The sequence below is a fragment of the Pantoea dispersa genome, from assembly GCF_019890955.1.
GTDB classification, from domain to species: domain Bacteria; phylum Pseudomonadota; class Gammaproteobacteria; order Enterobacterales; family Enterobacteriaceae; genus Pantoea; species Pantoea dispersa.
In genome coordinates this window covers 455178-479221 of the sequence record NZ_CP082346.1, presented here as the reverse complement: position 1 = coordinate 479221, position 24044 = coordinate 455178, and the positions used below count along the sequence as shown (strand labels likewise).

The window sequence follows — 24044 nt, the reverse complement described above, 5'->3', positions numbered from 1 at the left end:
ATTTTGTCCAGTACTGATAACCACACCAGTGAAAATGACCTGAAAGTATGCGCTGACCGCTGCCGGGAAAATCGCCTGCAACGGTTTAAACCAAACGTCACCAGGTTAACAAAAATTAGAATTTTGCTTACGCGTTTAACTTATTACCGCTAATTAAAAGGTAGTTTTACCGGATGAATGGACAGCAGCGGTGAGCGGCCCCGGAAAAACTGCGAAAATTCTGACGTAACTCTGTGAAAGGACCACATAAGAATTGTCTTGAAAGGTCATTTTATGGATAAACCGTTGAAATATTTGAAATCAAAGCAAAAGCAATATCTAAAAAAAACCACGAATGTTAATAATAAGTTAAACATTCGAGAATGGTCGCAAAATATCCTTAATGCGTCATTAGATCAGGCAGGCGGGATAAATCTCTTTATACTCCTTTTCCCTTATCAGCATTAATGACTTTATTTTCTTCAGGAACGCACGGTGTTTAATCCTGTTAATTTCATCCGTCTGGCGGGCGTGGTCCTGTTTATTTTTTTTGGCGGCGCGCTGCAGGCGCAGGTCAAACCATTGCAGCTTTTAGCGCGTTACGATACCGCCCAGCCCGCGCTGCAGCTGGCGGAGCCCATCTCGTCTGCCTTTCGAAATAAAGTAATTAAAGTCGCGGTGGCCGGTAAAGCACAGCCACCAATATATATGGATACCGATACGCGCCGCTTCGAAGGCCTGAGCGCCGACTACCTGTCGCTGATTCAAAGCATGCTGGAGACCAGCATTGAGCTTTATCACTTCCCCAGTCATAGCGCCGCGCAGCAGGCGGTGGTGCAAGGCGAAATGCATATGCTGGCGATTTACGTCGCCCAGCCGTCGTCACAGTCGCAGCCGCTGCTGGCCAGCGCCCCGTGGATGCTGGATTACAGCGAGATGGGACTAAAGACCGACAGCGACCTTTTTCTCAATAACGGCATGCCCGAGCAAATCGCCTGGTCAGGCACGCCGCTGCAGCGCCAGTACCTGGAAGAGACATACGAAAACGCGCAGCTGGTGCGTTTCCCGGGCTACTATGATGCCGTCGCCGCCACCGTTTATGGTCAGACGGCGCGCGTCTGGGGAAATGCGGCGACGCTGACGCACCTCAACCGCTATCTGTTTGCCAACGCGCTCACTATTCTGGCCGATGAGCATACGATTCCGCTCAACGTCGGTTTCGGCATCAGTCCGCTGTATCCTGCGCTGGCCGACGCCATCAACCAGGCGCTGCCGCAGATTCCGCTGTCTATCCGCATGCAGATTGCCAAACGCTGGCAACTCGATCCCCATCATGTACTGCAACGTAATCCGCTGGCGCTGACCGCCGACGAAGAGCAGTGGCTACAAAACAACATTCACATCGAGACCACCTTGCCGCTGGCGCAGGCACCGCTCAGCAGCCGGACGCCAGCAGAACAGTTTCGCGGTATGGCGCCGGACGTGCTGGAGCTGATCACCAGCCAGACCGGCCTGAATTTTGTAGCGCACGCCAGTCATGAACACCCCGGCGGACGTCCTTTGCCAAAGCTGTTTCCGCTGGAAATTCTGGAGCCACAGTTCGAAGCACAACCGGCTCTGATTACGCGTCCGTGGCTGGTATCGCATTGGGTGATCATTCGCAATCAGCAGCCGGGAAACATTATGGCGCGCGACACCTTTCCGTTTGGTTCGGCGCTGATGCTAAAAAATTCGCTAATGAAAAGCTGGCTGCAGGAGCACTATCCGCACCTGTCGGTCAGCGATACCGATCGTCCGCTGGATGCGCTGCGCCAGCTGCTGGCGCGCAAGGTCGATGCGGTGATCGTGCCGAAAATTTTTGCCGACTACCATCTGCGCAACCATTTTGGCAGCGGGCTGATCGTCGAGGGTACACTGGGCGCCGATCCCGCGCGCTTTGTGATGCGCGTTGAGCCCGGCAATGAGACGCTGATCAGTATTCTCGATAAAGCGCTGCTGGCCATCCCACCGGAAACCCTGTTTAAGCTGATGGCGCAGTGGCGTCAGGCGGAACCGCCGTTTCTCAGCGGCTCGTGGCAGAACTATAAGCAAACGATTCTGCTGATTGTTTCGGTATCGCTGGGATTGATTCTGCTGATCCTGCTGTGGAACCACCATCTGCGCAAAGTGATTCAGCAGCGTATGCAGGCTGAGAATGCGCTGAAAAATCAGCTCAATTTTACCCACACGCTGTTTAATGACTCGCCGGTGGCGATGTACATTCGCGATAAGCAAACGCGGCTGGTGGATTGTAATAATGCCTATCTGCGCTTTTTGCACATCAAACGCGACGAGGTAATTGGCAAACGACTGTCGGACGTGTTCAACACCAATAACGCCAGCATTCACACTATCGAAGATGGTTACCAGCAGACGCTGCTGGATGGTGAAGCGGTAATGCGCGACGTCCAGCTGATGTTTGGCCAGCAGGCCTTCCATCTGTACCACTGGACGCTGCCGTTTCGCGATCGGCTGGGGGAAGTTGCCGGGGTGATCGGCGGCTGGGTCGATGTTACCGAGCGTAACGCGCTGCTGCAGGAGCTGCAGCTGGCCAAGGACACCGCAGACAAAGCCAACCGCTCCAAAAGTGAGTTTCTCGCCAGCATGAGTCATGAGATCCGCACGCCGCTGCACGCCATCATTGGTCTGCTGGAGCTGGAAACCCGCTCGCAGCCGTGTGAGACGCTGTCCGAAAATATTCGCGTCGCCTACAGCTCGGCGCGCGCGCTGCTGTCGCTGATCGGCGATATCCTCGATCTGTCAAAGATCGAATCTGGCCAGTATCAACCCACGCCGGAAACCGTCTATCTGCCGGATGTGATCGATCAGGCGGTGACGCTGTTCCGCAACAAGGCCGAAAGCAAAGGGATCGATCTGCGCGTAGAAATGGACATCGCGGCCTACTGGGTACAAACCGATCCGCTGATGATCAACCAGATCCTGTCTAACCTGTTGAGTAACGCCATTAAATTTACCGATCGCGGCAGCGTAACCGTGGTGCTGATGCAGGGGATTGGCCAGGAAGAAGAAGGTTGTGAGTTCGTCATAGAAGTGAGTGATGACGGCTGCGGCATGACCGAAGAGCAGCAGCAGGCGATCTTTGAGCCGTTTGTCCAGGTCGGTGAACGTCAGCAGCAGCAGATTGGCACCGGTCTTGGCCTGAGCATCTGCCGCAATCAGGCAGAGCTGCTGGATGGCGAACTGATTGTGGAGAGTACGCCAGGTGAAGGATCGGTGTTCTCCTTCTACTTCCGCGCGCCGGCCGGCGAACCGCGCGATCAAACCCAACCGCATCTGTCACAGCCGCTGGTCACCGATAAACTGTCAGTGCTGGTGATTGATGATCATGCGCCCAATCGTCTGCTGCTGGGCAAACAGCTGGAGCTGGCGGGCCATCAGGTGGTGGTGAGCGAAAGCGCCGTCGAAGCGCTGAAGCTGTGGCAGCAGGATCCGCTGCGCTTTGACCTGATCATTACCGACTGCAATATGCCCGGCATGAACGGGTTTGAATTTGCCCAGGCGCTGCGCCAGCATGAACGCCACCATCATCTGCCGCCGATCACGCTATACGGCCTGACCGCCTCCGCCGAGCAGCACATCATGCAGCGCTGCCTGCAGGCTGGCATGAACGACTGTCTGTTTAAGCCGCTGAATCTGGATACGCTGCTGGCACAAATCACCCACTGTCCGCGCCGCACGCCAAACGCGCCTGACAGCGAGGCAGCCGTGACCGGGCAACCTGCTGCTGACACCGCCGCTGCCGCGCTGCCGGCACCTGCGGCGGTTCCGACTTTTGCGCCGCTGCTGATGCAGCTGGCTGAGCGCGATCCCGCCAGCTGCATCACCCTGCTGGAAAGTATTCGCACCAGCCACGATGAATTGCTGGCGGCGCTGCAGCAAACCACTGATGCTCACGCGCTGTCACAGCTTGGCCATAAGCTGAAAGGCGGTGCCAGCATTCTCAATGCCAGCGCGCTAATGGAGCTGGGGCGCAAGCTGGAGAAACACCAGCAGGAAGGACACGATGTCGCGCAGCTGATTGCCGCCATCGCGTGCGAGATAAACACCGTCAATGAAACATTAATTATCTTTGAACAATATCGGCTGAAAAATCAGCAGGTTTTATAAAAACATAATCTTATCAAGACATTTCTCGGTTCGCCGGGATAAGCCGCCAGACATAATGTCCGCCAGCGCCATCATATCGGTGTCGTAAAAGGGAGATCTATGTTTAATGCAAAAATTCTCATCGTTGATGAGCATCGCCTTGTTGCGGCTGGGGTGCAGGCTTTATTATTAATGAATGGCTTTAATTGTGTCACTACAGCAAACACAATTAATGATGGTATTGACGATGTTATTCATCAGCACATCGACATCCTGATTTTAGATCCTGATTTCAAAGAAAAAAATGGCATCGCCTTTTTACGCGATATCGTAAAATCTAAAACCTGGATGAAAGTCATTCTGCTCAGTCAGAGCAGTAACAATCACCTGCTTATACAATCGCTTAGTCAGGGCGCTAACGGTTTCGTGTCGAAATACGATCCGATTCAGACGCTGATCGCCGCCATTGGCTGCGTATTTAATAATGTAAATTATCTGCCCGGCGATATTCTTGACCGGCGCCAGCGCTATGTTAATGAACAGGATATGCTGTCGCGCCTGACCGAGCGGGAAACGCTTATTTTACGTCAGCTGGCGCAGGGAAAATCCAATAAAATCATTGCCTGTGAATTAGGATTAAATAACAAAACCATCAGTACTTATAAAACTAAAATTTTTCAAAAGCTCGAATCAAAGAATCTGGTCGATATTATCGAACTGGCACGGCGAAACGGTGCCTGCTGAAGCCAAAATCAAGACCAGTCTTGCGGATTAATTCGACTGAGGCATGGCATCATCACCTCGTCCTCACCCGGGATTGTTATAGAGATTGAGTCATACAGGAATTTATAACCACAGAGCTAATTTATTAGCCCAATCTTCATGCCATTACAGGGCGCGCAGGTTTCTTCCCGTGCCTGGCGAAAGTGGTCCGATACTTTCGTCTGCGACTTGCCGCCCTGCTTTTTTTTGATGTTTCTCACAGGCTGAGCGCCGCAAATTTCCAGCCCGCACTTTTCCCGCTAGAGTTCACTCATCCGACCACTCACTGAGTAAGTGATCATGACTGAGCGTTATCCGCATCTGTTTGCCCCGCTGGATCTGGGCTTTACGCAACTGAAAAACCGTTTCCTGATGGGCTCAATGCACACCGGTCTGGAAGAGCATGCCGATGGCGCTCAGCGCCTCGCTGCCTTCTATGCCGAGCGCGCCCGGGAAGGCGTTGCGCTGATTGTGACCGGCGGCATCGCGCCGAATGCGCAGGGCGTGGTGGCGCAGGGCGGCGCCATGCTGACAGACGAAACGCAGTGCGGCTGGCACCGCCAGATAACCGATGCGGTACATGCTCAGGGGGGCAAAATTGCGCTGCAGATCCTGCACGCCGGGCGCTACAGTTATCAGCGCGATCTGGTGGCGCCCTCGGCGCTACAGGCGCCCATCAACCCGTTTACACCGCAGGCACTGAGCGAAGCGCAGATTGAACAAACCATCGCGGATTTTGCGCGCTGCGCCCGGCTGGCGCAGCAGGCTGGTTACGACGGTGTCGAAATCATGGGTTCGGAAGGCTACCTGATTAATCAGTTTCTGGTCGCCCATACCAATCAGCGCGACGACGGCTGGGGCGGTGATGTGGCGCGGCGGCAGCGCTTTGCACTGGAAGTGACGCAGGCGGTGCGCGCCGCTGTCGGTGATGCCTTTATTATTATTTTTCGCCTGTCGATGCTCGACCTGGTGAATAACGGCAGCTCGCTGCAGGAGACGCTGCAGCTTGCCACGGCGCTGGAGCAGCGCGGCGTGACGCTGTTCAACAGCGGCATTGGCTGGCATGAAGCCCGCATTCCCACCATTGCCACCTGCGTACCGCGTGCCGGTTTCGCCTGGGTCACGCAGCATCTGCGCCAGCACGTCAGCGTACCGGTTATCGCTACCAACCGTATTAATCATCCTCAGGTGGCGGAAGAGATTGTGCGCGACGGTATTGCCGACATGGTGTCGATGGCGCGGCCATTTCTTGCCGATGCCGCGTTTGTCAGCAAAGCGCAGGCGGGCCAGCCCGACGCCATCAATACCTGCATCGCCTGTAATCAGGCCTGTCTCGATCAAATCTTTGCCGGTAAGGTCACTTCCTGCCTGGTCAATCCGCGCGCCTGTCATGAAACGCTGATGCCGGTCATCGCCGCCGCGCAGCCAAAACGGCTGGCGGTGGTGGGTGCCGGTCCGGCCGGTATGGCGTTCGCGCTGCAGGCGGCGCAGCGCGGCCATCGCGTCACCCTGTACGAAGCCGATGCGCAGATAGGCGGCCAGTTCAATATTGCCCGCCAGATCCCCGGCAAGGCGGAGTTCAGCGAAACGCTGCGCTATTTCCGCCATCAGCTGGCAGCCGCAGGCGTTGAGCTGTGCCTGAATCATCGCGTCAGCGCCGACGAACTGGAACAGGCGGATGAAGTTATCATCGCGACCGGCATCACACCGCGCCAGCTGGCGATTCCGGGCATCGATCACCCCAGCGTAGTGAGCTATCTCGAGGTGATACGCGACAAAAAACCGGTTGGCCAGCGCGTGGCGATTATCGGTGCCGGCGGTATTGGTTTCGACACCGCGGAGTTTCTGCTGCAGCACGCCGATCGCGAGGAAGACTTCTACCAAAGCTGGGGCATCGATCGCAGCCTGCAGGCGCGCGGCGGTTTAGTGCGTCCACAGCCGACTCCTGCCGATCGCCAGATCTGGCTGCTGCAGCGTAAATCCGGCAAGCCGGGCGCCGGGCTGGCGAAAACCACCGGCTGGATCCATCGCGCCAGCCTGCAGGCGCACGGCGTGCAGATGTGGGGCGATGTCGAATATCTGAAGATTGATGATGACGGGCTGCACCTGCGCCATCAGGGGGAAGCGCTGACGCTGGCGGTAGATAACGTCGTGGTTTGCGCCGGTCAGGAACCGCTGCGTACGCTGGCGCAGGCGCTGACCGCACGCGGCAAAGCCGTGCGGCTGATCGGCGGCGCCGACGTCGCGCAGGAGCTGGATGCACGGCGCGCCATTGCTCAGGCCACTGAGCTGGCGCTCAGCCTGTGATTAACGCAGCTTGACCGAACGCAGCACCACAAATTTGGCGTTAGAGGCCACCAGCTCGCAGTTGCCAAACAGCTTCTTCATTTTCTGATGATAGCCAAGGTGGCGGTTGCCGACGATGCGCAGCTCGCCGCCATACTGCAGGCAGCGTTTGGCGTCACGTAGCATCTGCCATGCCAGGTGGTCGGTCACCGCGTGCTGCTGATGGAACGGCGGATTGCACAGCACCGCATGCAATCGGTCCGACGGAAAACCGCTCAGCACGTTGTTAACCCGAAACTGGCAGCGTGCCAGATCCTGTGGCCGGTTCAGCTCAACGTTAAGCTGGCTGGAAGCCACCGCCATGTAAGATTCATCGACGAACAGCACCTCGGCCTGCGGATTCTGTTCCAGCGCCTGCAGGCCGATCACGCCGTTTCCGCAGCCGAGATCGACGATTTCGCCTTCAATATTGTGCGGCAGGTGTTGCAGAAAGAAGCGCGCGCCAATATCCAGCGCGGCACGGGCGAACACATTGGCGTGGTTGTGGATGTGATACGGCGTCTCGTCGAGCGGCCACACGGTGGTCGCCGGCACGTCCGCCAGCGCCGGGGCGCTGAAATGGCTGTAAATCAGACGCGCTTTTTTCCACGCCAGTGAGGTTTTGCTCTCACCGAGAATGCGTTCAAACAGCTGCAGCGTGGAATTATGGATATCTTTGGCTTTACCGGCCGCCAGAATCAGGGTATCCGGCGTGACGACCGTCCGCAGCGCGCGCAGCTGGTGCTCAAGCAGCGCCAGCGCTTTGGGCAGCTTAATCAGTACCGCCGCCGGGGCAGCCGGCAACGGTGCCAGGCTATCAAGAAAGTGTACCGATGCTTCATCCAGACCGTTGAGACGCAGATTCTGCCGGGCGGCCTGCTGGCTGAGCCACGAGTCGCTGACGTGCCAGATTTCCCGATTGTTCAGCCCGCAGGTCAGCGCGCCAAAGCTGTCATTGAATACCAGCACCGGGCCTGCCGGCAGCGCCTGCTGCAGCAAATATTCATCTGCGGCGTCCCACGCCTGTAGCGGGCTCTCTTCGCGCATCGGCGGGAGGCGCTGAAGCGTCAGCGTGCGATCGGTCAGTTCAAGTTGGCTCATGGAATCTCCGGCGTGGTACACTTTGCGCGATTTTCGCCCTGAAAAGGGGGCGCAGTATACTGTCTTTCGTCGGGAATCCCAATGTCATTAATCTATCTGCAGGGTTACCCTGAAAAAATCCTCGAACAGGTGCAAGTGCTGATTGATAATCAGCGATTAGCCGCCTTTTTGCAGCAGCGCTATCCCGATACACACGACGTCGTCAGCGACCGCGCGCTTTATGACTACACGCAGGCGCTGAAAAACCGCTATATGCGCAGCGCGCCGCCGGTCAGCAAGGTCATCTGGGATAATAAAATCAAAGTGATGAAGCATGCACTTGGCCTGCATACCGCCATTTCCCGCGTACAGGGCGGTAACCTGAAAGCCAAGGCTGAGATTCGCATCTCGACCTTTTTCCGTCTCGCGCCGGAACCCTTTCTGCGCATGATCGTGGTGCACGAACTGGCGCACCTGAAAGAGAAAGATCACAGCAAAGCCTTTTATCAGCTGTGCTGCCACATGGAGCCGGACTACCACCAGCTGGAGTTCGACGCGCGCCTGTGGATGACCGAACAGGCGCTGCGCGGCAACGCGGCCTAAAGAAACTCCTGCGCTTTCTGAATCAGACTGGTTTTGGTCAATGCGCCGAGGAAGCGACGCTCCTGCGCATTATTCAGCACCGGTAAACGCTCCAGCGTCACGCGCGCAAACGCCTCCCAGCCTTCACGCATGCTCTGGTGCTGGTAAATGCAGGGGAAATTATCATCCATCACGCTGCTGACCGGCGAATCCAGCGTGATCTCCTGTGCCAGCACTTTGCGCGAAATGTCATGAATTGATACCACACCAAGAAACTGACCGGCCTGATTAATGACGTAGACGTAGCGCTCGCGCTTGAGCGAACTCACCGCCAGCGCCTGCCCGACCGATTCCGCCGGCTGCAGCGCCGCGCCGGGGATGATCAGCTGATCAACCCGCATATTATCAAAATCATATTTCGCTTCTGAACGATTAAGGTGATGGCTTACCACCGGATAGGTGCTGGCGGACTGCAGCCGGTAGACCAGCATTGACGCCAGCACCGAGGCGATCATCAGTGGGAACAGCAGGCTGCTGTTGAGCGTCATCTCCAGCACCATCAGCATCGCCATCAGCGGCGCCTGACTGACCGCCGCCAGCACCGCCGCCATGCCTACCGCCGCATACAGCAGCGTATTGCCCACCGGCAGATGCAGCAGCACGCCAGTCTGCGCCAGCGCCACGCCGAGCAGCGCACCAATCAATAATGAGGGCGTGAACAGGCCGCCTACCGCGTTGGAGCCGACCGAGAGCGTGGTCGCCAGCATTTTCAGCACCAGCAGGCCGAGCAAACCCGCCAGCAGATAGTTGCCTTCAATGATTTTCACGATCACTTCATAGCCGTTACCAAGAATATCGGTGGAGATCAGCGCCAGTAAGCCAACCGCAAAGCCGCCTGCGCCCAGCCTGAGCGGCAGCGAGCGCACGTGGCTGAACAACGCTTTGCTGCGCGCAATCAGCTTGATCAATAGCCAGCCTGCCACGCCCGCAGCAAACCCAATGATTACCGTCATCAGCAGGCTGGTGAGATCCATTTGAAACAGCGTGTCGGAGAGCGGATAGAGCGCGCTGCGAAAGCCCAGTGACCACATGGTCATTACCGCCACAGCCGAGGCGATAATCAGCGGAATCAGCCGCTGTAGCGCAGAGATACCAAACGCAATTTCCGCGACAAAAATCGCCGACGCCAGCGGGGCGTGATACACCGACGACAGACCGGCGGCGGCCGCCATCGCGACGATGTCACTGTTGCGCATATTGAGGGACGCTGGCAGCCAGCGCCCCAGCAGGCTGCCGCTCAGCGCCGACAGCTGCACCATGGGCCCCTCTTTACCAATCGACGCCCCGCTGCCGATACTGGCAATCGACGACAGCGCGCGAAACAGCGAGGTTTTGGTGGGCACCGCATCCAGCCGCGCGTTAATCACTTCAAGGTAATCGGTTTTCACCGTCTCCTGCTGCTCAATCGCCACCGCGTAGCGCAGGAACCAGCCGGCCAGCAGCCCGCCCGCCCCCACCAGCAGCGGCCAGAAGATCCACGGCCAGACGTGCATCGCGACCGTGATTTCGCTGTCGCTGTGAAACAGCAAATGATTGATGAGATCGATGATGCCGCGAAACGCCAGCGTGACCAGTGAGGCCACCAGGCCCACCGGAATGGCGATCAGCAGTGTGGTCCAGTTCAGTGCGTGTTTGCTTCCGCTCACCCGGCGTCCCCGCATGTCGGTTAAAAAAGGGTTTGGCATCATCATATTGGAATGCGGATCGCAGGATCAAATTTCGCCTGCCTGCGCCGCCAGGGAACATGCTACTCTGCCGCTTTCAGAGTGCAGGAGAACCAGCCGTGATACGTTTTGCCATTGTGGGAACCAACTGGATCACCCGCCAGTTTATCGACGCCGCGCACGAGAGCGGCAAAATGAAACTGAGCGCCGTCTATTCACGCAGCCAGCAGCAGGCCGACGCCTTTGTCGCGGATTATCCCTGTCCGCTGACCTTTACCTCACTGGAGGCGCTGGCGGCAAGTGCGGAAATCGACGCGGTGTATATCGCCAGCCCCAATGCGCTGCACTGTGAGCAGGCGCTGCTGTTCATGTCGCACGGCAAACACGTCATCTGCGAAAAACCGCTGGCCTCTAACCTGCGTGAAGCTGAGGCGATGATTGCCTGTGCGCGTCAGCATCAGGTGGTGCTGTTTGAGGCGTTCAAAACCGCCAGTCTGCCGACGTTCCTGCGCCTGCAACAGGCGCTGCCGCAGCTGGGCACGCTGCGCAAAGCGCTGTTCAACTACTGTCAGTACTCGTCACGCTATCAGCGCTATCTCGACGGTGAGAACCCGAATACCTTTAACCCGCGCTGGTCCAACGGTTCGATCATGGATATTGGCTACTACTGCCTCGCGGCTGCCGTTACCCTGTGGGGTGCGCCGCAGCAGGTGAAAGCTGAGGCCTCGCTGCTGGCAAGTGGCGTCGATGCGCACGGCGTGGTAGTGCTGGACTACGGCGATTTCGACGTCACGCTGCTGCACTCAAAAGTCAGTGATTCCCTGATTCCCAGCGAAATCCAGGGCGAAGCCGGCTCGCTGGTGATAGAGAAAATTTCCGAGTGCCAGCAGCTGCGCCTGATTCCGCGCGGTGGCGAGAGCCAGAACCTGACGCAGCCACAGCACATCAATACTATGCTGTATGAAGCAGAGACCTTTGCCCGGCTGGTGGAAACGCGCCAGGTTGAGCACCCTGCGCTGGAGGTGTCACGCATTACCGCCCGGTTGCTGACAGAGATTCGTCGCCAGACCGGCGTGGTGTTTCCGGCGGATCGGAAAGAAGTGTAAATATTGCAAAATATTACAGCTCACCCATTGAATCTGCTCGCGCTTGCACGTATGTTGGCGGCAGCAAAGGGGAGTAACTTGTAAGCTGACCGATCGTCATTACGATGCGTAGCGCATCCGGTCGTCAGGCAACCCGGAATTGATTCTGTGTTGTAAGTGAGACCTTGCCGGAAGGCGAGGTTTGCTTGCAGCTCTATAAAGCGGCTGACGTCTTCTGACTCAGCCGTTTTTCATTTTCAGGACAGGATACGACTATGCACTCTGTAGGCACACCGTTACTCTGGGGCAGCTTCGCTGTCGTCGTGCTCATCATGCTGGCGATCGATCTCTTCTTACAGGGACGACGCGGCGCACAAACCATGTCATTCAAACAGGCTGCCGTCTGGTCGCTGGTGTGGATCTCCGTTTCTCTGCTGTTTGCCGCCGCGTTCTGGTGGTATCTCGACGGCAGCGCCGGGCGCGAAGTCGCAACCGCGCAAACCCTGGCTTTCCTGACGGGTTACGTACTGGAAAAAGCGCTGGCGGTCGATAACGTCTTCGTCTGGCTGATGCTGTTCAGCTACTTCGCCATTCCGTCTAATCTTCAGCGCCGCGTGCTGATTTACGGCGTGCTGGGCGCGATTGTGCTGCGTACCATCATGATCTTTGCCGGCAGCTGGCTGGTCACACAGTTCAGCTGGATCCTCTACATCTTCGGCGCTTTTCTGCTGTTTACCGGCATCAAAATGGCCTTCGCTAAAGAGGGCGATGACGCTGCCGTCGGCGATAAGCCGGTGGTGCGCTGGCTGCGTAAGCATCTGCGCATGACCGATGAACTGCATGGCGAAAATTTCTTCACCCGCAAAAACGGCGTGCTGTTTGCCACACCGCTGCTGCTGGTGCTGATTATGGTGGAGCTGAGCGATGTTATTTTCGCTGTCGACAGTATTCCGGCTATTTTTGCCGTCACTACCGACCCGTTCATCGTGCTGACCTCTAACCTGTTCGCCATCCTTGGCCTGCGCGCTATGTACTTCCTGCTGGCCAACGTGGCAGAGCGCTTCTCGATGCTGAAGTACGGTCTGGCGATCGTGCTGGTGTTTATCGGTATCAAGATGCTGATCGTCGAGTTCTATCACATTCCGGTGGCGATCTCGCTGACGGTGGTCGGCGTAATTCTCGGCGGTACGCTGCTAATTAACGCCTGGGTAAACCACAGAAACGACCAGAAAGGCATCTCACGATAATCTTCTGCAGGGGCGCTAATCGCCCCTGCTTTGTTTCGCCAGCGCCAACCTTCGCGTTTCATATCTCTGTCACACTTCCTGTCATCAGCAGATCAAAAAACCGATCTGGCGCGCACCGGCAGAATTATCTCTTTTCTCGTCGGCTCTTTTCCTTATACTCCGCCGGGCAAACCGTTTGGCGCGGAGCAACCGCGCACAACACTCATACCGCGATAAAAAGACCGTAATATGCTAAATAATCTTCTTCGACCGCTGGGTGCGCTGTTCTCAGGAAGCCTGGTAAAACAAATCATGATCGGCCTGATTGCCGGCGTGGCGCTGGCGTGGCTTTCACGCGATGCCGCGCTGGCCGTGGGCCTGCTGGGTGAACTGTTCGTGCGCGCGCTGAAAGCCGTGGCACCGCTGCTGGTACTGGTGCTGGTGATCTCTTCCATTGCCAACCATCAGCAGGGGCAAAAAACCAATATTCGCCCGATCATCATGCTGTACCTGCTCAGTACCTTCTTCGCGGCGGTGGTCGCGGTGATTTTCAGCCATCTGTTCCCGCAGACGCTGTCGATGGACGTCGGCGCGACCGAAATTACCCCGCCGTCCGGCATCACCGAAGTACTGCACGGCCTGCTGATGAGCATGGTCGCTAATCCGATTGAAGCGCTGATGAACGCCAACTACATTGGCATTCTGGTGTGGGCGATTGGTCTTGGCCTGGCGTTTCGTCATGCCAGCCCGAGCAGCAAAGCCTTCCTGAATGACGCGTCGAATGCCGCGACCTGGGTGGTGCGCTGTGTGATTCGCTGCGCGCCGCTGGGCATTTTTGGTTTGGTGGCATCGATTCTGGCCTCAACCGGCTTCGGCGCGCTGTGGCAATATGCCCACCTGCTGACGTTGCTGATTGGCTGCATGCTGATTATGGCGCTGGTGGTCAACCCGATGCTGGTGTTTCAGAAAATCCGCCGCAATCCTTATCCGCTGGTGTTTACCTGCCTGCGCGAAAGCGGCGTAACGGCATTCTTTACCCGCAGCTCGGCCGCGAATATTCCGGTCAACATGGCGCTGGCCAAACGCCTGAATCTGGATGAAGACACCTATTCGGTATCGATTCCGCTGGGCGCGACCATCAGCATGGCGGGCGCGTCAATCACCATTACCGTACTGACGCTGGCTGCGGTGCACACGCTGGGTATTGCCGTGGACGTGCCCACCGCTATTCTGCTGAGCCTTGTCGCCTCGCTGTGTGCCTGTGGCGCGTCCGGCGTGGCGGGCGGTTCACTGCTGCTGATTCCGGTTGCCTGCAACATGTTTGGCATTCCTAACGATCTGGCGATGCAGGTGGTTGCGGTCGGTTTTATCATCGGCGTACTGCAGGATTCCGCCGAAACCGCACTCAACTCCTCGACCGACATTCTGTTTACCGCCGCCGTATGTCAGGCAGAAGCGGAACGTCAGCCGCGTACCGCCGGTTAACCCGTGCCGCGGCACCCACCGGTGCCGCGCTTTAACCGCTGCCGCTTTAAAGCGTCACGCCACTCTTAAAGATTGCCAGCTCGCGGAAATCATTAGCTTCATTGCGCGCCGGCTGGCCGTTCGCAATCGCCACAATAGTCTCAACAAACTCCGCCAGCAGCGTCTCCATGCTGGTACCCTCCAGCAGTCGTCCGGCATTGAAATCAATCCAGTGCGGCTTTTTCTCCGCCAGCGGCGTGTTGGTGGCGATTTTCACGGTGGGCACGAAGCCGCCGTACGGCGTGCCGCGCCCGGTGGTAAACAGCACCATATGGCAGCCGGCTCCGGCCAGCGCGCTGGTGGCGACCGCATCGTTACCGGGCGCGCTGAGCAAATTGAGCCCCGGCGTGCGCAGCCGCTCACCGTATTTCAGCACATCCACCACCTGACTCTGCCCGGCTTTTTGCGTACAGCCCAGCGACTTCTCCTCCAGCGTGGTGATGCCGCCCGCCTTGTTGCCCGGCGATGGATTTTCATAAATCGGCTGCTGATGATCGATAAAGTAGCGCTTGAAGTCGTTAATCATCGCCACCGTTTTGTCGAAAATCGCCGCATCACGGCAGCGGCTCATCAGGATGCGCTCGGCACCAAACATCTCCGGCACTTCGGTCAGCACCGTCGTGCCGCCGTTGGCGATCATCTGGTCAGAGAAACAGCCGAGTAGCGGATTGGCGGTGATGCCGGAAAAGCCGTCCGAGCCACCGCATTCGAGACCAAACTTCAGCTCGCTCAGTTTGCCCGGCTGGCGGCGGTCGTGACGCATCACGTTGTACAGCGCATGCAACCGCTGCAGGCCGGCTTCCACTTCATCATCCTGCTGCTGACACTCCATAAACTGCACACGTTCGCTGTCAAAGCCGCCCAGCGTGTCGCGAAAGATATCGACCTGATTGTTTTCGCAGCCGAGTCCAATTACCAGCACCGCGCCGGCATTGGGATGACGCACCATATTTTGCAGCATGGTGCGGGTATTCTCGTGATCCTGCCCCAGCTGTGAACAGCCGAAGGGATGGCTGAACAGGTGCACGCCGTCGATGCCGGCCGCGTCGTCACTCTCCCGGAGGAAGCGTGACACAATCTGCCGGGCGATGCCGTTCACGCAGCCGACGGTCGGCAAAATCCACAGCTCGTTACGAATGCCAACCTCACCCGTGGCGCGACGATAGATCTGTACCTCACGATCCGCCGCCTGCGGTGGCAGCGTGAGGTGTTCCGGCTGGTATACGTACTCGTCGACATCGCTCAGATTGGTGCGCGCGTTGCTGGAGTGAATCAGCTCGCCGACGGCGATCGGCTGAGTGGCATGGGCAATCGGCAACCCATATTTAATCACCTGCTCGCCACTGTTGAGCGGTTGCAGCGCAAACTTGTGGCCGCGCCCGATATCCTGCTGCAGCGTAATCCGCTGTTCTGCGACGATAAGCTGGGTGCCGGCCGCCAGATCCTGCAGCGCGACGGCGACGTTGTCGCGTGAATGTATTTTGATTGCCTGTTGCATCGCGTTATCTCAGTTGGCTAAGGGCCGTCCGCATGCCGTGGACGAGAATGTTGTGCAGCTGCTGGCTGACCGCCGTAACCAGACCGGGCCGCTGGGTTAAATCTTCGCCCCAGTGCTGCGCGTCGCTCAGTACGTCGCTCACCAGCTGCTGCGGGGTGAGTTGATCGGTGAGGACCGCCGGCCACAGCCGGGCAAAACGCTGCAGCCAGTGCGCGTCATCCTGCAGCGGCCACTGCCGGTCATCCTGCTGGCCGCGATAAAACGCCAGCAGCGCGGCAAAGGCAAAGATGAGGCGCGGCGGCCAGTCGCCACCCTGCTGCTGCGCCTGCAACAGCGCCGGCAGCAGGCGCGTGCGGAATTTGGTCATGCCGTTGAGCGCAATCGCCAGCAGCGCATGGTGAATAAACGGATTGCGAAAGCGGCGCTGCACCGCATCGGCAAAGGCGTGCAGCTCGGCGCGCGGCAAATCCAGCGTCGGAATCACCTCTTCGCGCAGCAGCGCATCGACAAAAGCGGCCAGCTGCGCATCGTTCATGGCCTCACCCACGCTCGCCAGCCCGGCCTGCAACGCCACCGGCACCAGCTCAGTGTGCGCCCCGTTAAGGATCGCCACCTTCTGCGCTTTGTACGGCGTGATGTCATCCACCCGCCTGACGGCAGGCGCCAGCGCCGTCAACTGCAGCTCATGCATCAGCGCATCCGGTCCCTGAAGCACCAGCTGGTAATAGCGCTCCCCGGCCACCAGATAGCGGTCGTCATAGCCCAGTTGGGCTGCAATCTGTGCGCCATCCGGCGGATAGCCGCTGACAATGCGATCCACCAGCGTGTTGTAAAAGGCGCAGTGCTGCGTCACCCACTGCATAAAGGCCGCTGGCAGCCGCCACTGCTGGCAGTAACGCAGCACTAACGCGCGCAGCGTATCGCCGTTATGGTCGATCAGCTCACACGGCACGATCAGCCAGCCTTTATCGGCGGCACCGGCAAAGTGCTGATAACGCGCCCACAGCAGCTGCGTCAGTTTGCCGGGAAACGACGACGCGGGTTGATCCTCCAGCCGATCCTGTTCGGCATACGCGATGCCGGCCTCGGTGGTGTTGGAGAACACAAAACGCATCTGCGGCGCGCGTGCCAGAGCCAGGAATTCATCGAACTGCTGATAAGGCTGGATTTCACGATTAAGGCTGCGGATCAGCCGGGTTTCACTGAGCGGTTGCCCCGCTTCATTCAGGCCGCGCAGCAGCGTGGTGTAGAGGCCATCCTGCTGATTGAGCGTCTCCGTCTGCATCCGGTTGCGCGGTCGCACCACCACCACGCCGGCATCGGTGCCCTGATGTTCATTGAGCCAGTCGAGCTGCCAGTCGATAAAGGCACGCAAAAAGTTGCCTTCGCCGAACTGGATCACGCGTTCGCTATAGCGTGCGCCGGGGAAATCGCGGCGGTTGAGTCGCAACATGTCGCTTCCTTGAAGATGAAATCGGTCAGCTAATGCGCAAAAGTTATCATACCAATTTCAGCGACAGGGAGATTTGTTTGCCAACTGCGTCACATTATCCATCATTGCCCTACGGCGAAAGCCGGCGTACAACTGATTTACATCTACTTAAGCATATGTATATTATATCAATTAAACATCAAGCCTGAGCAGGCGCGCAGGTTTTTAACTTGCCAGATGGTATAACAGCTTCAGCGCTTTGCGACATCGCAGGGTAAGTGGTATAACAACTTACCGTCTTTCACAGAACCGAAAAATCATGGACCTGAACGAATCCCGCCGCCTCTACCAGCAACTCGCCAGCGAACTCAAGCAGCGCATCGAAGCGGGCAGTTATGCCGTGGGGGCAAAGTTACCGGCAGAGCGGATGATTGCGGAGGCGCACCAGGTGAGCCGCACCGTGGTGCGGGAAGCGATCATCATGCTGGAGGTGGAAGGCTACGTCGAGGTGCGCAAAGGGTCGGGCATTCATGTGATCAGCGACCAGCCACAACCGCGCGACAGCGCCGCCGATCAGCTGGAGTTTGCCAGCTATGGCCCCTTTGAACTGTTGCAGGCGCGCCAGCTGATTGAGAGCAATGTCGCCGAATTTGCCGCCACGCAGATCCGTCCACAGGACATCGTGGCGCTACTGGCAATTCAGGAAAAAGCCCGGCAGGAAGATCATGCGCGCGATTCGACATGGGATATGGAGTTTCACGTGCGCATTGCCCAGGCCACCCAAAACAGCGCGCTGGCTGCTATCGTAGAGAAAATGTGGCGGCACCGGCTGCATAATCCTTACTGGCTCAAGCTGCACGAGCACATTGACGCACGCCATATCACCAGCTGGTGCGACGATCACGATCAGATCTTAAAAGCGCTGATGCGCAAAGATCCCGCCGCCAGCAAACTGGCGATGTGGCAGCATCTGGAAAATACTAAACAGATGCTGTTCGACGCCACCGCCGATGACTTTGAATTCAACGTCGACCGCTACATGTTCGCAGAAAATCCGGTGATCCTGCCCTGAAGCCACGATGGCAGAAACGCTGCATTTTCAGGCTAAAAAGTCAGTTAATCTGCAATAGTGTCAGCTCGTGTAAAGCTCCTTTTGACCATCTGCGTCAAAAGGTAAAACTCCTGTGCGGCCGCGACTTTACACTGTCTGAATCCCGCGATTTTTGTTACAGTTATCGCCCTTTTCTTACCCTTTGCGACAGGGCTATAAAAAGTCGCTGATTTAACAATCAATTCTGGATGGATCCGGAAATCCTGCTCAGGTGGCATACCTAAAATGTATAACTTAACCCGCCTGCGCCTAAGCCCCTCACGGGCACGTTTAACAATGATGTTCAGGAATGATTGATGGATATTTTGCAAGCATTGCTGCATGCCCTGTGGCAGCAGGATTACGAAATGCTCTCCGACCCCACGCTGGTGTGGGCGATTTATGGCGTGTTGTTCATGATTCTGTTTCTCGAAAATGGCCTGCTGCCCGCCGCGTTTCTGCCTGGTGATAGTCTGCTGATTCTGGTCGGCGTGCTGATCGCGAAAGGCACCATGAGCTTCCCGCTGACCCTGCTGGTGCTGACCACCGGTGCCAGCCTCGGCTGCTGGGTCAGTTACATTCAGGGCCGCTGGCTTGGCAATACGCCGACGGTGCAGAAATGGCTCTCCCATCTGCCCGCGCAGTATCATCAGCGCGCCCACAGTCTGTTCCACCGCCACGGCTTGTCTGCGCTGCTGATTGGCCGCTTTATCGCGTTTGTCCGTACCCTGCTGCCGACCATTGCCGGCCTCTCTGGCCTGAGCAATGCCCGCTTCCAGTTCTTTAACTGGATGAGCGGCTTCCTGTGGGTGCTGATTCTTACCGTGCTCGGCTTTGCGCTGGGGAAAACCCCCATTTTCCGCCGCTATGAAGATGAGCTGATGTTCTGCCTGATGCTGCTGCCGCTGGTGCTGCTGGTCATCGGTCTGGTGGGTTCACTGGTAGTGCTGTGGCGTAAACGTCAGGCGGGTCAGAACGGGAAGTCACAGTAATGACAGGGTTGCGTAATTTCCCCAGGCGTTTACTCCCCTGGCTGTGCGCTGGTGTGCTGGCGCTGCTGGCTATCGGCATTGTGCCGAAACTGATGCAGCATGAAACGGTGGTGAAGATCCGCGTGGCACACAGCGGCACCAATCTGCCGGACGGCTTTTATCTCTATCAGCAGCTTTCGGCGCAGGGCGTGCGGATTAAAAGTATTACCTCGGCAGGCGATGCGCTGGTTATTCATTTTGAGAATGAAGAGCAGAGCCTGGCCGCGCAGAAAGTACTGCGCCGCCTGCTGCCACAGGGCTTTGTCGTGGCGGCGGGTCCGCAGGCGTCACAGCAGGTGGTGGACGCTAATCGCCCCACCTATAGCTGATCCCCGCCGTCGGGTTCACTGCCCGGCGGCACCTCAATCCTCGCTATCCCCGCGTGTTTTTTGAATTTTTTCGTCTGCTGTCTATTCTTAAGTAAGCGCGAGCAGACGACAAGCTGGGATGCCCCTCCTGTCCGGTTTGCGACAGGTCGTCAACAATGGAAGGTAAAAACCTGATGAAACAACAACTACTGCTGGGTGCGATTCTTTTCTCTCTCTCGGGTTCACTGCTGGCAGCGGAATCGCTGTGTCAGCAAAAACAGCAGGATATTCAGCGCGAAATTGAGATGGCGAAACAGCACGACAACCAGCGCCGGGTCACCGGACTGGAACGCGCGCTGACTGAAGTCCGCGCTAACTGCACTGACGAGAAACTGAAATCCGCCCACGCTGAACGCATTGAAGCCCAGCAGCATAAAGTAGCTGAGCGCGAGCGCGAACTGCAGCAGGATCGCCAGGAAGGCAAAGACCAGGAGAAGATTGGTAAGCGCGAACGGAAGCTGGAAGAGGCACGCCAGGAGCTGAAAAAGCTGCAGGCCGAGCCTTATTAATCGGACTTAAATAAATGATGTAATGGAGAACACCATGGCTAAAGACACCACATCTGAACATCTGCGTGCGGAACTGAAAAACCTTGCCGACACCCTGGAAGAAGTGCTGAGCAGCTCGGCTGATAAGTCGAAAAGCGAGCTGGATAAACTGCGTCATAAAGCACGCGGTGCCATTGAGAGTTCACGCGAGCGGCTGGGCGAATCCGGCGAACGCATCGCGCAGACCACGCGTGAAGCGGCGGAGAAAGCGGACGTCTACGTGCGTGAAAATCCGTGGCACGGCGTGGGTATCGGCGCAGCAGTCGGCGTGCTGATCGGCATCCTGATTTCACGTCGTTGATATGAGCGAGAATCAGAGCCACGGCCCAGGCAAAGGGGTCTTCAATGTAGGTCAGCGCGTGGTGACAACGCTGGTTGGCATGGTCGAGACACGCGTGCGGCTGGCCGTTGCCGAGCTGGAAGAGGAAAAAGCCAATCTGATCCAGATGTTGATCATGATAGGCCTGACCATGCTGTTTACCGCTTTCGGATTGATGAGCCTGATGGTGCTGATTATCTGGGCGGTAGATGCGCAGTACCGGCTGATGGCGATTGCCATCACCACCGGCGTGCTATTCGCGCTGGCGCTGATTTTTGGTTTATGGACGTTGCGTAAATCCCGGCAGTCCACGCTGTTGCGCCATACGCGCAAAGAGCTGGACACCGATCGCACCTTACTCGAGGAGCATCGCTCATGAGTCAGCGTGAACGTGAAGCACGCATTCATGAATTGCTTAATCAGGTACAGCAGCAGCGGCTGGATCTCAGCGCTGCCCGCCGCGACTGGCTGGAAAGCACCGCGCAGTACGATCGCGGCTGGCTGACGTTTCTCAGCCTGCGCCGCTATCTGGCGATTGGCAGCAGCGCGCTCGCCATCTGGTCGATCCGCAGCCCCAACCGCATCATGCGCTGGGCCAAACGCGGACTCGGTCTGTGGAGCACCTGGCGCATGATCAAATCGGCGATGCCGCCACGCTAACTTCCCCACCTTAAACCGGATCGAAAAGGTTCGGTTTTCCTCTTTCAGAATTCCTGAATAACATCGACAGTTTATCTCGCTTACAACTATTGCTGCGCGCGACTATCATCTCCCTCCATCAGCCCGACGAACTGTTTAACGCGGTTTAGCGGGAAAATAACCCGGCAGGCCAACAACCTGCGCCAAAAACCTTGTTGGAGTAAATGATGAAAAAATTCGAAGACTCAGGCCTGCTGCTGGCACGCGTATTAATGACCATCCTGTTTATTACTGCCGGCTGGGGCAAAATCACCGCCTATGCAGGCACCGCACAGTACATGCAGGCGATGGGCGTGCCCGGCTTCCTGCTGCCGCTGGTGATTCTGCTGGAACTGGGCGGCGGCCTGGCGATTCTGTTCGGTTTCCTGACGCGCTTCACCGCGCTGTTCACCGCCGGCTTCACGCTGCTGACCGCGTTCCTGTTCCACAGTAACTTTGCGGAAGGCGTTAACCAGCTGATGTTCATGAAAAACCTGTCCATCGCCGGTGGTTTCCTGGTGCTGGGTCTGGTAGGTCCGGGCGCCTACAGCATTGACCGTCTGATTCGTCAGCGCTTTATGCCAGCAACCGCACGCTAAGCACACAAGCCGTGCAACAGCACATATACTGAATAGCAGGGGCGGGGATTTTCCTCGCCCGTTTTTTTTTATGGAGGGCTTATGGGACAACTGATTGACGGTGTCTGGCATGACACCTGGTACGATACGAAGTCAACCGGTGGCCGCTTCAAACGCACAGAAGCAGTCTGGCGTAACTGGATCACGGCAGACGGCAGCGCCGGGCCAACCGGGAAAGCCGGCTTTGCCGCCGAGCGCGATCGTTACCATTTATACGTTTCGCTGGCCTGCCCGTGGGCGCATCGCACCCTGCTGATGCGTCAGCTGAAGGGGTTAGAAGAGATGATTTCGGTGTCAGTGGTGCACCCGCTGATGCTGGAGAACGGCTGGACCTTTGACGATGACTTCCCCGCCGCGACCGGCGATTCGCTGTATCAGAACGAATTCCTCTATCAGCTCTATCTGCATGCCGATCCGCAGTACAGCGGGCGCGTGACCGTGCCGGTGTTGTGGGATAAAAAGCAGCACACGATTGTCAGTAATGAATCCGCCGATATCATCCGTATGTTTAACAGCGCCTTCGACGCGCAGGGCGCTCGCGCCGGCGATTACTACCCGCCCGAACTGCGTGACAAGATCGACGAACTCAACGGCTGGATTTATGACACCGTCAATAACGGCGTCTACAAAAGCGGATTTGCCACGTCACAGTCGGCCTATGATGAAGCCGTAACCGCGCTGTTCCATTCGCTGGCACGGCTGGAGCAGATTCTGGGTCAGCATCGCTATCTGACCGGCGATCGCCTCACCGAAGCCGATCTGCGCCTGTGGACCACGCTGGTGCGCTTTGACCCGGTCTACGTGACCCACTTTAAGTGCGATCGTCACCGCATCAGCGATTACCGTAACCTGAACGGCTTCCTGCGCGATATTTATCAGATGCCGGGCATTGCCGATACGGTGAACCTGCCGCACATCCGCCATCACTACTACTGCAGCCACAAGACCATCAATCCGAACGGCGTTATTTCGCTGGGACCGGCTTTTGACTGGGATGAGCCGCACGGCCGCGGTTAACGGCTGGCTTACGCATGCCTGCCCTTCTCTCCCGCCATTGGGAAAGGAAGGCAGGCAGTATCGCGCTGCCTCAGGCAAATTTAATCAACACCATCCCGGCCAGCAGCAGTGCCACGCCCAGCCAGCCGCGGGTGTTCAGGCGTTGTCCGAACAGGATCCAGCCTGCCGCTACGGTAGCCACCAGACCGAAACCGCCCCACAAGGCGTAGGCCACCGAGAGATCGATCCCCTTCACTGCCTGCGACAGGGCACTGAATGCCGCCAGGACAGCCACCAGCGATACCACGCCATATAGCGGACGACGGAAGCCGTTGGCGTATTTCAGCGCGATGTTCGCCACAATTTCCAGCACGATGGCCAGCGCCAGCCAGGCCAGATGCACGACGTTAAGCGTGGTCATGACGCAGCTCCTTACGGCTGAATGTCCCTGCTTTGATCAGCGCGATACCCGCGATCAGCGTGATCAAACCCGCCGCCTTCATTACTGACAGCGCTTCGTCAAACAGCATCACGCTAAACAGGGTGATAAACAGAATACCGACGCCTTCCCACATGGCATAAGCCACGCCAAGGGCAATACGTTTAACGGCAAAGGTGAGGAAAATGTATGACAGGGCGATCATCAACAGCATAAAAATATAGCCGGCGCTACCGCCATTGACGCTGGCCCATTTCATTGACACGGTGCCCGTAATTTCGGCAGCAATCGCTAACGCTAATAAAATCCAGTACAGCATGATTTCTCTCCTGTGAGAAATAAACGCCATCCACGCGCAAACAGCAGCGTGATAGCTGAAAAAGACAAAAAGCTAAGAAGGAGAGAAAAAACTACAGCGCGAAGCGCCAGTGCCGATCGCTCAGTGAGCAGGAGAAAACGCAGGTGGGTGAAGAGGTTAATACGTAGAGTGTAACGAAATGGTTATCCATAATTTTACAACTTATCCACGTTGTTGCTTTTCCCGGTGTGGATGAAAAATTGTCCTCAGTAGTTG

22 protein-coding genes are annotated in these 24044 nt (G+C 57.2%); 16 read left to right on the top strand and 6 right to left on the bottom strand.

The features are described 5' to 3' along the window. Positions 1-474 precede the first annotated feature (474 nt). The 3 genes from K7H94_RS02310 to K7H94_RS02300 all read left to right on the top strand — a co-directional run bounded on the left by K7H94_RS02310 (position 475) and on the right by K7H94_RS02300 (position 7194). Entirely contained in the window at positions 475-4146 is a 3672-nt protein-coding gene (locus K7H94_RS02310) for an ATP-binding protein (RefSeq protein WP_222951571.1), read from the top strand. Positions 4147-4245: 99 nt separating this feature from the next. Further along, on the top strand, positions 4246-4869 hold the full coding sequence (locus K7H94_RS02305; protein ID WP_021509694.1) for a response regulator transcription factor: 624 nt from the start codon (positions 4246-4248) through the stop codon (positions 4867-4869). Positions 4870-5187: 318 nt separating this feature from the next. After that, entirely contained in the window at positions 5188-7194 is a 2007-nt protein-coding gene (locus K7H94_RS02300; RefSeq protein ID WP_222951570.1) for an NADPH-dependent 2,4-dienoyl-CoA reductase, read from the top strand. Here the strand turns inward: K7H94_RS02300 and rlmG are convergent, their stop codons facing one another. Then, positions 7195-8313 carry a 23S rRNA (guanine(1835)-N(2))-methyltransferase RlmG gene (rlmG, locus tag K7H94_RS02295; protein ID WP_222951569.1) on the bottom strand — a complete coding sequence of 373 codons (1119 nt, stop codon included), beginning with the start codon at positions 8311-8313 and terminating at the stop codon, positions 7195-7197. An 81-nt stretch (positions 8314-8394) separates the two neighbouring features. Between rlmG and K7H94_RS02290 the strand changes: the two genes are divergently transcribed. Continuing rightward, entirely contained in the window at positions 8395-8895 is a 501-nt protein-coding gene (locus tag K7H94_RS02290; RefSeq protein WP_222951568.1) for a M48 family metallopeptidase, read from the top strand. Here K7H94_RS02290 and K7H94_RS02285 read toward each other — a convergent pair. Beyond that, positions 8892-10580, bottom strand: coding sequence for a chloride channel protein (locus tag K7H94_RS02285; protein WP_215481603.1), 1689 nt, complete (start codon positions 10578-10580; stop codon positions 8892-8894). The genes K7H94_RS02290 and K7H94_RS02285 overlap by 4 nt on opposite strands. A 137-nt stretch (positions 10581-10717) precedes the next feature. Here K7H94_RS02285 and K7H94_RS02280 point away from each other — a divergent pair, with 137 nt between their 5' ends. From K7H94_RS02280 to sstT, 3 genes are all read left to right on the top strand, one after another. After that, positions 10718-11704, top strand: a complete 987-nt coding sequence (locus K7H94_RS02280) for a Gfo/Idh/MocA family protein (protein WP_058776398.1) — start codon at positions 10718-10720, stop codon at positions 11702-11704. Between the two features lie 254 nt (positions 11705-11958). Further along, complete coding sequence (locus tag K7H94_RS02275; protein ID WP_058781138.1) at positions 11959-12930, top strand: TerC family protein; 972 nt, start codon at positions 11959-11961, stop codon at positions 12928-12930. Positions 12931-13158: 228 nt separating this feature from the next. After that, complete coding sequence (gene sstT, locus K7H94_RS02270; RefSeq protein WP_031280144.1) at positions 13159-14394, top strand: serine/threonine transporter SstT; 1236 nt, start codon at positions 13159-13161, stop codon at positions 14392-14394. Between the two features lie 46 nt (positions 14395-14440). On the opposite strand, the gene K7H94_RS02265 is transcribed toward sstT, so the two are convergent. Further along, the gene (locus tag K7H94_RS02265) at positions 14441-15931 is read right to left on the bottom strand and encodes a UxaA family hydrolase (RefSeq protein WP_211725565.1); all 1491 of its coding nucleotides are present in this window, start codon (positions 15929-15931) and stop codon (positions 14441-14443) included. Between the two features lie 4 nt (positions 15932-15935). Continuing rightward, positions 15936-17384 (bottom strand): tagaturonate reductase, encoded by a 1449-nt coding sequence (locus K7H94_RS02260; protein ID WP_222951567.1) that lies wholly within the window; start codon positions 17382-17384, stop codon positions 15936-15938. A 298-nt stretch (positions 17385-17682) separates the two neighbouring features. Here K7H94_RS02260 and exuR point away from each other — a divergent pair, with 298 nt between their 5' ends. From exuR to K7H94_RS02215, 9 genes are all read left to right on the top strand, one after another. Then, positions 17683-18435 (top strand): transcriptional regulator ExuR, encoded by a 753-nt coding sequence (gene exuR, locus K7H94_RS02255; RefSeq protein WP_058759846.1) that lies wholly within the window; start codon positions 17683-17685, stop codon positions 18433-18435. Between the two features lie 335 nt (positions 18436-18770). Beyond that, positions 18771-19445, top strand: coding sequence for a DedA family protein (locus tag K7H94_RS02250; RefSeq protein ID WP_021509705.1), 675 nt, complete (start codon positions 18771-18773; stop codon positions 19443-19445). Beyond that, entirely contained in the window at positions 19445-19813 is a 369-nt protein-coding gene (mzrA, locus tag K7H94_RS02245) for an EnvZ/OmpR regulon moderator MzrA (protein ID WP_031280145.1), read from the top strand. Before K7H94_RS02250 ends, mzrA begins: the two co-directional genes overlap by 1 nt. Before the next feature lie 173 nt (positions 19814-19986). Beyond that, positions 19987-20361, top strand: coding sequence for a DUF1090 domain-containing protein (locus K7H94_RS02240; protein ID WP_136546454.1), 375 nt, complete (start codon positions 19987-19989; stop codon positions 20359-20361). Between the two features lie 34 nt (positions 20362-20395). Further along, on the top strand, positions 20396-20701 hold the full coding sequence (locus K7H94_RS02235) for an ElaB/YgaM/YqjD family protein (RefSeq protein WP_021509708.1): 306 nt from the start codon (positions 20396-20398) through the stop codon (positions 20699-20701). Position 20702: 1 nt separating this feature from the next. Then, positions 20703-21098, top strand: coding sequence for a phage holin family protein (locus tag K7H94_RS02230; RefSeq protein WP_021312955.1), 396 nt, complete (start codon positions 20703-20705; stop codon positions 21096-21098). Further along, a complete protein-coding gene (locus tag K7H94_RS02225) occupies positions 21095-21379 on the top strand; it encodes a YqjK-like family protein (protein WP_010618800.1) in 285 nt (94 codons plus the stop codon). The genes K7H94_RS02230 and K7H94_RS02225 overlap by 4 nt, the downstream gene beginning before the upstream one ends. A gap of 206 nt (positions 21380-21585) precedes the next feature. Continuing rightward, on the top strand, positions 21586-21996 hold the full coding sequence (locus K7H94_RS02220) for a DoxX family protein (protein ID WP_010618799.1): 411 nt from the start codon (positions 21586-21588) through the stop codon (positions 21994-21996). Positions 21997-22077: 81 nt separating this feature from the next. Then, a complete protein-coding gene (locus K7H94_RS02215) occupies positions 22078-23052 on the top strand; it encodes a glutathione S-transferase family protein (RefSeq protein ID WP_021509710.1) in 975 nt (324 codons plus the stop codon). Positions 23053-23122: 70 nt separating this feature from the next. Here the strand turns inward: K7H94_RS02215 and mdtI are convergent, their stop codons facing one another. Together mdtI and mdtJ are read right to left on the bottom strand one after the other, a co-directional pair. After that, positions 23123-23452 carry a multidrug/spermidine efflux SMR transporter subunit MdtI gene (mdtI, locus tag K7H94_RS02210; protein WP_021509711.1) on the bottom strand — a complete coding sequence of 110 codons (330 nt, stop codon included), beginning with the start codon at positions 23450-23452 and terminating at the stop codon, positions 23123-23125. Continuing rightward, entirely contained in the window at positions 23439-23789 is a 351-nt protein-coding gene (mdtJ, locus tag K7H94_RS02205) for a multidrug/spermidine efflux SMR transporter subunit MdtJ (RefSeq protein ID WP_058759849.1), read from the bottom strand. Before mdtJ ends, mdtI begins: the two co-directional genes overlap by 14 nt. Positions 23790-24044: the final 255 nt, after the last annotated feature.